The sequence below is a fragment of the uncultured Nevskia sp. genome (assembly GCF_903885465.1).
GTDB lineage: Bacteria > Pseudomonadota > Gammaproteobacteria > Nevskiales > Nevskiaceae > Nevskia.
Map to the genome: position 1 here is coordinate 1 of NZ_CAISIQ010000195.1, position 7,874 is coordinate 7,874.

The 7,874-nt window shown below is 66.9% G+C and carries 8 protein-coding genes; 5 read left to right on the top strand and 3 right to left on the bottom strand.

Annotation, left to right across the window (positions count from 1 at the left end):
* The first annotated feature begins 81 nt into the window (after window positions 1-81).
* The 5 genes from QZY06_RS07445 to QZY06_RS07465 all read left to right on the top strand — a co-directional run bounded on the left by QZY06_RS07445 (window position 82) and on the right by QZY06_RS07465 (window position 4,893).
* Entirely contained in the window at window positions 82-471 is a 390-nt protein-coding gene (locus QZY06_RS07445) for a GFA family protein (RefSeq protein ID WP_295682306.1), read from the top strand.
* 12 nt (window positions 472-483) lie between these two features.
* Window positions 484-2,127: an ATP-dependent DNA ligase gene (locus tag QZY06_RS07450; protein ID WP_295682308.1), complete on the top strand. Its 1,644-nt coding sequence runs from the start codon at window positions 484-486 to the stop codon at window positions 2,125-2,127.
* A gap of 121 nt (window positions 2,128-2,248) precedes the next feature.
* Window positions 2,249-3,292 (top strand): LLM class flavin-dependent oxidoreductase, encoded by a 1,044-nt coding sequence (locus QZY06_RS07455; RefSeq protein ID WP_295682311.1) that lies wholly within the window; start codon window positions 2,249-2,251, stop codon window positions 3,290-3,292.
* A 57-nt stretch (window positions 3,293-3,349) separates the two neighbouring features.
* Window positions 3,350-4,558 carry an MFS transporter gene (locus tag QZY06_RS07460; RefSeq protein ID WP_295682313.1) on the top strand — a complete coding sequence of 403 codons (1,209 nt, stop codon included), beginning with the start codon at window positions 3,350-3,352 and terminating at the stop codon, window positions 4,556-4,558.
* Between the two features lie 107 nt (window positions 4,559-4,665).
* Window positions 4,666-4,893, top strand: a complete 228-nt coding sequence (locus tag QZY06_RS07465; RefSeq protein ID WP_295682314.1) for a DUF2970 domain-containing protein — start codon at window positions 4,666-4,668, stop codon at window positions 4,891-4,893.
* Window positions 4,894-4,903: 10 nt separating this feature from the next.
* Here the strand turns inward: QZY06_RS07465 and QZY06_RS07470 are convergent, their stop codons facing one another.
* From QZY06_RS07470 to QZY06_RS07480, 3 genes are read right to left on the bottom strand one after another with little or no spacing between them, the layout of a single operon-like run.
* A complete protein-coding gene (locus tag QZY06_RS07470; protein WP_295682315.1) occupies window positions 4,904-6,307 on the bottom strand; it encodes a PLP-dependent aminotransferase family protein in 1,404 nt (467 codons plus the stop codon).
* Complete coding sequence (locus tag QZY06_RS07475; protein WP_295682316.1) at window positions 6,304-6,804, bottom strand: YgjP-like metallopeptidase domain-containing protein; 501 nt, start codon at window positions 6,802-6,804, stop codon at window positions 6,304-6,306. Before QZY06_RS07475 ends, QZY06_RS07470 begins: the two co-directional genes overlap by 4 nt.
* On the bottom strand, window positions 6,804-7,811 hold the full coding sequence (locus QZY06_RS07480) for a DMT family transporter (protein ID WP_295682319.1): 1,008 nt from the start codon (window positions 7,809-7,811) through the stop codon (window positions 6,804-6,806). The genes QZY06_RS07475 and QZY06_RS07480 overlap by 1 nt, the downstream gene beginning before the upstream one ends.
* Between the last annotated feature and the right edge of the window lie 63 nt (window positions 7,812-7,874).

The window sequence follows — 7,874 nt, forward strand, 5'->3', positions numbered from 1 at the left end:
GATGGAATTTTGGCATCGTCCCACGGTCTTCAAATCACCCTTCCGCCCCCAGAAGTTCCACGCCTCTTACGAGACTCGATCATGCAAGCAGGCAGCTGTCTCTGCGGCAGCATCCGCTACCAATTCGATGGCGAAGTCACGCGTATCGGCCTCTGTCATTGTGCGATGTGCCGCAAGGCCAGCGGCACCGCGTTCGCGGCCAACGCGCCGGTACCGCGTGAGGCGTTCCGCCTGCTCTCGGGCAGCGAACTGCTGAAGGCCTACGCCTCCAGCCCCGGCAAGAAACGCTGGTTCTGTTCGAACTGCGGCTCGCCGGTGTACAGCGAATCGGCGAGCTATCCGGAGCTGATCCGCATCCGCCTCGGCTCGCTCGACCAGCCCGCCGGCCGGACGCCGGACTATCACTACCTGCTCAGCGCCAAGGCCGACTGGGACACCACGAACGACGAGCTGCCCCGCTTCGGTGACTGAGTACGGCAAACCTTGAAGCGCTTCGCCGCCCTCTACGCGCGGCTGGACGAGACGCGCGCGACCTCGGCGAAAGTCGAAGCGATGCGTGCCTACTTCGCCACCACACCGCCTGCCGATGCTGCCTGGGGTCTGTACTTCCTGACCGGCGAGCGGCTGAAGCGCCTGATCGCGCCGACCCAGCTGCGTGCCTGGATCGGCGATGCCACCGGCCTGTCGCCGACAGTGATCGAGGAGTGCTACGCCCATGTCGGCGATCTCGCCGAAACCCTGGCGCTGCTGCTCGATCGCGCCGACCGGCCTGCGCCGATCGAGCGCGGCCTGGCCGAATGGGTCGCCTGGCTGATGGCGCTGCGCGACCGTCCGCCGGACGAGCAGCGCGCCGCCTTGATCGAGGTCTGGGCCGGGCTGCCGCTGGACGAGTGCTTCCTGTTCAACAAGCTGCTGACCGGCTCGCTGCGAGTCGGCGTGTCGTCCGGTCTCGCGGCGCGCGCACTGGCGGCGCATGCCGGATTGCCCGACAGCCTGATCGCTCAGCGCTTGATGGCCCAGCAAGGCGGCCACTGGCAGCCTTCGGCAGACGCGTTCGCAGCACTGCTCGCACCGGGCACGACCGAAGCCCATCCCTCGCAGCCGTATCCGTTCTGCCTCGCGAGTCCGGTGGAAGACGCAGCGGATGGCGTCTGGCAGGACGGCCTGCCATCCGGGCTCGGGCCGGTCAGCGACTGGCTCGCCGAATGGAAATGGGATGGCATTCGCGGCCAGCTGATCCGGCGCGCCGGGGAGAGCTTTCTGTGGTCGCGCGGCGAAGAACTGCTCAACGGCCGCTTCCCGGAAATCGAAACCGCCGCCGCACAATTGCCGGACGGCACCGTGCTGGACGGCGAAATCCTCGCTCATGACGGCAGCCAGGTGCTGCCGTTCGCCAAGCTGCAGACCCGTATCGGCCGCAAGACCGTCGGCAAGAAACTGCTCGCCGATGCGCCGGTCGCATTCGTCGCCTACGACCTGCTCGAATGGCAGGGCGAAGACTGGCGCGCGCGGCCGCTGGCCGAGCGGCGCGCGCAGCTGGCAACGATCGTCGCGCAGCTCGCTGCGCCTCGGCTGAAGTTGTCCGAATGCCTGGTCTCCGAAGACTGGAGCAGCCTCGCCACGCAGCGCGCCGAAGCTCGCGAACGCGGCGTCGAAGGCCTGATGCTGAAGCGGCTCGATTCCGCCTACCAGACCGGCCGCCGACGCGGCGCCTGGTGGAAGTGGAAGCTCGACGCGATGAGCATCGACTGCGTGCTGCTCTACGCCCAGGCCGGTCACGGCCGGCGCGCCAATCTCTATACCGACTACACGCTCGCCGTCTGGGCCGGCCCCGCGCCCGGCGAAGGCCTGCTGCTGCCGGTAGCCAAGGCTTACTCGGGCCTGACCGATGTCGAGCTGACCAAGATGGATCACTGGATCAAGCAGCACACGCGGGAGAAGTTCGGCCCGGTACGCAGCGTCGATCCCGAGCAGGTTTTCGAGATCGCGTTCGAAGGCATTCAGGCTTCAACGCGGCACAAGGCCGGCATTGCCCTGCGCTTTCCGCGCATCGCGCGGTGGAGAACCGATAAGAGATCGGCCGATGCCAACACGCTTGACGACCTGAAAGCCTTCTTGCGGCCCTGAGTCGAAGTCAGGGGCAAACCCTGTGTTGGTGGCCGATGCTGGCTTACTGAGTCGCGACGCCTCGATACTCGAGCCAGCCCGCCACAGAGCGCGGCGGATTCGGGACGAGAGGAGCGAGACCATGACCATCAAGTTCGGCGTGTTCGACCATGTCGATCACAGTGCCTTGCCGCTGGGCGAGCATCTGGAAGCGCGGTTGCAGATGGCCGCCGTCTATGACCGCTGTGGCCTGCACGGCTATCACGTGGCTGAGCATCACTCCACACCACTCGGTTATGCGCCTAGCCCCGGCTTGCTGCTGGCCGCGGTTGCGCAGCGCACGAAGCGGATCAAGATCGGGCCGCTGGTCTATCTGCTGCCGCTGTATCACCCGCTGCGTCTGCTCGAAGAGATCTGCATGCTCGATCAGATGAGCCAGGGACGCTTCATGCTCGGCGTTGGCCGCGGCGTGTCGCCATATGAACTGAAGTTCTTCGGTCTCGACTTCGCCAAGGCCCAGGAGATGTATCTGGAAGCTTTCGACGTGCTGATGAAAGGCTTCCGCGACGAGCGTCTGAGCCACAGCGGCAAGCACTACCAGTTCAACGACGTGCCGATGACCCTGCGGCCGGTGCAGCAGCCGCATCCGGAACTCTGGTACGGCGTGCTGTCGCCGGAGTCCTGTGTCTGGGCCGCCGAGCACGACGTCAACATCGTCACCCTGGCGCTGAACGAAGGCGCGAAAGCGATTGCCGATCGCTACCGCGCCGAGTGGGCCAGGCTCGGCAAGCCGCTGGCGCGCCTGCCGAGGATCGGCGTCAGCCGTCATGTCGTGGTCGCCGAAACCGATGCCGAGGCCAAGCGCATCGCCAGCCGCGCGTACAAGAAATGGTTCGCCAGCTTCGATCATCTGTGGCTCGCCAATGGCCTGTCGGTGCGGCAAGCGTTTCCGCCGCTGGCAGCGCTGTATCCCGACGAATGGGAAGGCGTGGAAGCCGCAGGCAACGGCATCGCCGGTACACCTGCGACGGTGCGCCGCTTCGTCGAGGAAGAGGCCGAGCGCACCGGTATGAACTACCTGGTGTCCTGGTTCGCATTCGGCGATCTGACGGTCGAACAGGTCATCCGCTCGGTGGAATTGTTCAGCCGCGACGTGATGCCGGCGTTCGAGACGGCAGCGGCCTGAGGCCGGACCGGAGCATTGGACTAAGCTTTCGCCATCGCCCTTTGCAACGTCCCGCCGATGACCACCCCGACTGCCAGCTCCTCCCGCGCCGCCTGGACGCTGATGCTGGCCGCCGCCGCGATCCTGGCGCTGACCATGGGCGCGCGGATGTCGCTGGGTCTGTTCATGCAGCCGATCGGCGCCAGCACCGGCTTGAGCATCGTCTCGATCAGCTTCGCGCTGGCCATCGGCCAGCTGGTCTGGGGCGTCGTGCAGCCGTTGTTCGGGGCGATTGCCGACCAGACCGGTTCGGTGCGCGTGGTCGTCTTCGGCGGCCTGCTGATGGCCGCCGGGCTGGCGCTGGCGCCGTCCTTCAGTTCGGAGTTCGGCCTGCTGATCTGTCTCGGCGTGATGACTTCCGCCGGTGCCGGCGCGGGCGCGTTCTCGATCCTGATCGGCGCGACCGCGCAGCAACTGCCGGCCGAGAAGCGCGCCTTCGCTGCCGGCTTCATCAATGCCGGCGGCTCGTTCGGGCAGTTGTTGTTCGCGCCTATCGTGCAGGCGCTGATTGCGGCCTTCGGCTGGATGACCGCGGCCTATGCGCTCGCCGCGTCGACCTTGTTGAGCCTGCCGCTGGCGGGCCGTCTGGCCGGGCCTGCGAAGCCGGTCGCCGTTGCCGACGCCGGCCTGCGCGCGCAGTTGAACATCGCCCTCGCCGATCGCAGCTACTGGTTACTGCATTTCGGCTTTTTCACCTGCGGCGTCCACGTCGCTTTCCTGGTCACGCATCTGCCGGGTGAAGTCGCGCTGTGCGGCTTGTCGCCATCGGTGTCGGGCACGGCGCTGGCGCTGGTCGGCGCGTTCAACATCGCCGGCAGCCTGTCAGCCGGCTGGCTGGGTCAGCGGGTGCGGATGAAATCCCTGCTCTGCGCGATGTACGCGAGCCGCGCACTGTTCATCGCGCTGTTCATGATGTCGCCACGCAATGCCTTGAGCGTCTACCTGTTCGCCGCCGGCCTCGGCTTCACGTTTCTGGCCACGGTGCCACCGACGGCCGGGCTGGTCGCCAAGCTTTACGGCACCCGCTATCTCGGCACCTTGTTCGGCCTGACCCTGCTCAGCCACCAGATCGGCGGCTTCTTCGGCGCCTGGCTGGGCGGCCTGACCATCAGCCGTTTCGGCGATTACTCGTGGATGTGGATCGCCGACATGGTGCTGGCGCTGATCGCCGCACTGAGCTGTCTGCCGGTGCGGGAAGCGCGGCTGGTGCCAGCTCGCGCAATCTAGACCGCGCGCATCTGCCCTAGCTTTTCACGCGCGATCTGGTGCTTGGATCGCCTGGTCATCGGGCTCATCGTGGCGGTGTCCATTCAGGACCCAACGAGGAGCCCGCCATGTCCAGCCAACGTCCCGAAACCGAAGCACCGAGCGTGTCGACCCTGCAGGTGATCCAGAGCGTCGCCTGGGCGTTCTTCGGCGTGCAGAGCCATCGCAATCGGGTGCGCGATTTCAACAGCGGCAAGCCGCTGCACTTCATCGTCGTCGGCGTGCTGCTGACTGGTGTGGTCGTCGGTCTGTTCGTTGGCGCCGCCCAGTTGGCACTGCGGTTCGCGGCGCCCTGAAGCCTGGAGTTCAGCCGCGGGCGAGACGCCCAAGCGTTGCCAGCGCGGCGCCGACACGGTCATCGTCCGGATGGCCGTAGTTCAGGCGCAGGCAGTGGCCGAAATCGTCGCGTGCCGAGAACAAGGCGCCAGGCGCGATGCTGATGTCCTGCGCCAGTGCGGCCTGCTGCAGCGCTCGCGTGTCCACACTCTTCGGCAGCTCCACCCACAGGAAGTAGCCGCCGTCCGGCCGGGTCACCCGGGTGCCGTCCGGGAAGTGCTGCTGGATCGCCGCGAGCATCGCGTCGCGTCCGGCGATCAGCTGCTCGCGGAGCTTGCGCAGATGGCGTTCGTAGCTGCCGGTGGCAAGGTAATCGGCCAGCGCCAGCTGTGACGGCACTGCCGCCGACAAGCTGCTGCCGAGCTTCAGCCGCTCGACTTTCGCCGTGTAGCGACCGGGCGCTGCCCAGCCGATGCGATAGCCCGGCGCCAGGCATTTCGAGAACGACGAGCAGTGCAGCACCAGGCCTTCCTCATCCCAGGCCTTGGCCGGCTTCGGCCGCGATTCGCCGTAATGCAGTTCGCCATAGACGTCGTCCTCGATCAGCGGCACACCGTGCTGCGCCAACAGTGCGACCAGTCTCTGCTTGCGGTCATCCGGTATCGACGCGCCGAGTGGATTCTGGAAGCTGGTCATCAGCCAGCAGGCGGCCGGCTTGTGGCGCTTGAGGGCGGTGGCCAGGGCATCGAGATCGACACCGGTTTCGGGATCGGTCGGCACTTCAACGGCGCGCAATCGCAAGCGTTCCAGCGCCTGCAGCGAGGCATAGAAGGTCGGTGATTCGATGATCACCGCATCGCCCGGCGAGGTGACCGCCTGCAGGCACAGGCTCAGCGCTTCCATCGCGCCATCGGTGATCACCAGACCTTCCGGTTCGACGGCGATGCCATCACCGCGGTAGCGCAGCGCGATCAGCCGCCGCAGCTCGGGATTGCCCGGCGACAGATCGACCACCGTACGCCAGGGATCAAGCCCGCGAACGCTGCGGTTCAACGAGGCGTGCAGCGCCTTCAGCGGCAGCAGCTTCGGGCTCGGAAACGCCGAGCCCAGTGGAACCACGCTGGGCCGGCGGATGGCGGCCAGCAGTTCGTAGATCAGCTCGCTCTTGTCGATGGTCGTCGATCGCGCCAGCGGCTTCGACAGCGCCGGCTTCGGCGGCTTGGCGCGCTGCGCGCAGACGTAATAACCGGAGCGCGGCTTCGCGACGATCAGGCCGCCGGCTTCCAGCCGGTGATAGGCGCGCAGCACTGTCATTTCGCTCAGCGCGCGCTTGCGGCTGGCTTCGCGCACCGAGGGCAGACGCTCGTCCGGCTGCAACGCGCCGCTGGCGATCAGGGTCGCAAGTTCGTCGGCGTAGCGCTTGTAGAGCGTCACTTGCTGCCTTCGAGGCGCCGCGCCGTCAGCCACAACCGCGCATCGAATTCGCGCTGGTGGTAGTCGGACAGCATGTGCTCGCAGAGGCGGTAGAACGCCTTGTCGTGATCCTGCTCGCGGATGTGGGCGAGCTCGTGGACGGCGATCATTTCCAGGAACTCCGGCGGCGCTTCGCGGAACACGGCGGCGATGCGGATCTCGCGCTTCATCTTCAGCTTGCCGCCCTGCACTCTCGACGAGCGAACGTGCACGCCTAGTGCATTGCGCACCGCTTCCATGCCGCCTTCGTAGCAGACCCGGTGCAGCGGCGGCGCGCTGCGCAGGTATTCGCTCTTCAGATCGCCGACATAGGTCTGCAGCGCACTGTCCGACTGGATCTCGTGGCGCGCCGGATACTTCTTCGCCAAGTGCGCGCTCAGCCGCTGCTCGGCGATCAGCTTGCGCACCTGATCGAGCGTGGCCGGCGGGTAGCCGGCGAGGTAAGGCAGATCGGTCATCAGAGAGATTTCGGCCGGACCAGTGCAGGCATCGCCAGCCGGCAGTTCAGAATGCCGGCCAGGATGACGATGCCGCCAAGCGTCTGCTGCAGGCCAAAACCTTCGCCAAGCAGGACCCAGGCAAACACCGCAGCGGCAACCGGTTGCACCAGCAGGGTGACGCTCGCGAACGAAGCGGTGACATGCGCCTGCGCCCAGGCAATCAGGCCCTGCCCGCCGATGTGGACGACCAGGCCGAGCGCCAACAGCAGCGCGACGTCGCGCGGGCCGGTGGGCATCAGGCGCTCGCCGCTGAGCAGCGCCATCGGCAGCAGGAGCATGGCACCGGCGAGGCTGGCGTAGAACATTACGTCGAGCGCCGAGTAACGCCGCCGGCTGCGGCTGACCAGCAGCTGGTAGATCGCGTAGAACACCGCCGTGCCGACCGCCAGCAGATCGCCGATCGCGGTCTCGTGGCTGATTCGGAAACTGTCGGCGACCAGCACGCCGGCACCGATCAGGGCCAGCGCCAGGCCAATCCAGAAGCGCAGCGGGTGGCGATCACCGAAGCCGAAATGCAGGGTCAGCGCGATGAACACCGGCGACAGGTTCGACATCAGCGTGGCATTGGCGACCGAGGTCAGGTGGATCGAGCGATGCCACAGCGCCAGATCGAGCGCGAAAGCGATGCCGGCTAGCAGCATCAGACCCAAGGCATGGACTGGCGCGCGGCGGTCCGTCGGCGCTGCACTGCGCGGCTGCAAGCGCCAGCGCAGCAGGCCGAGCACCGGCACCGCGATCGCCAGCCGCCAGAACGCCGCCGCCGTCGGTCCGACGTCGACCAGCCGGACGATGATCGCCGCGAAGCCAATGAGCACCGCGCCCAGCACCAGGCCGGGCAGGCCGCTACGGCTGACAGCAGGGGTGGAATCGGGCGACGACATCGCGGGATCGGATGCTTCGGGAAGGCCGGCATTGTCGGACTTCACAGCCGGCAGCGCGATGCCGCCGATAAGCCGAGGCGCCACGGCTCTATGATGGCAACCCGTTTCCGCGCCTCGATTCTGGTCCGGCTTGCACCGGAATTGCGC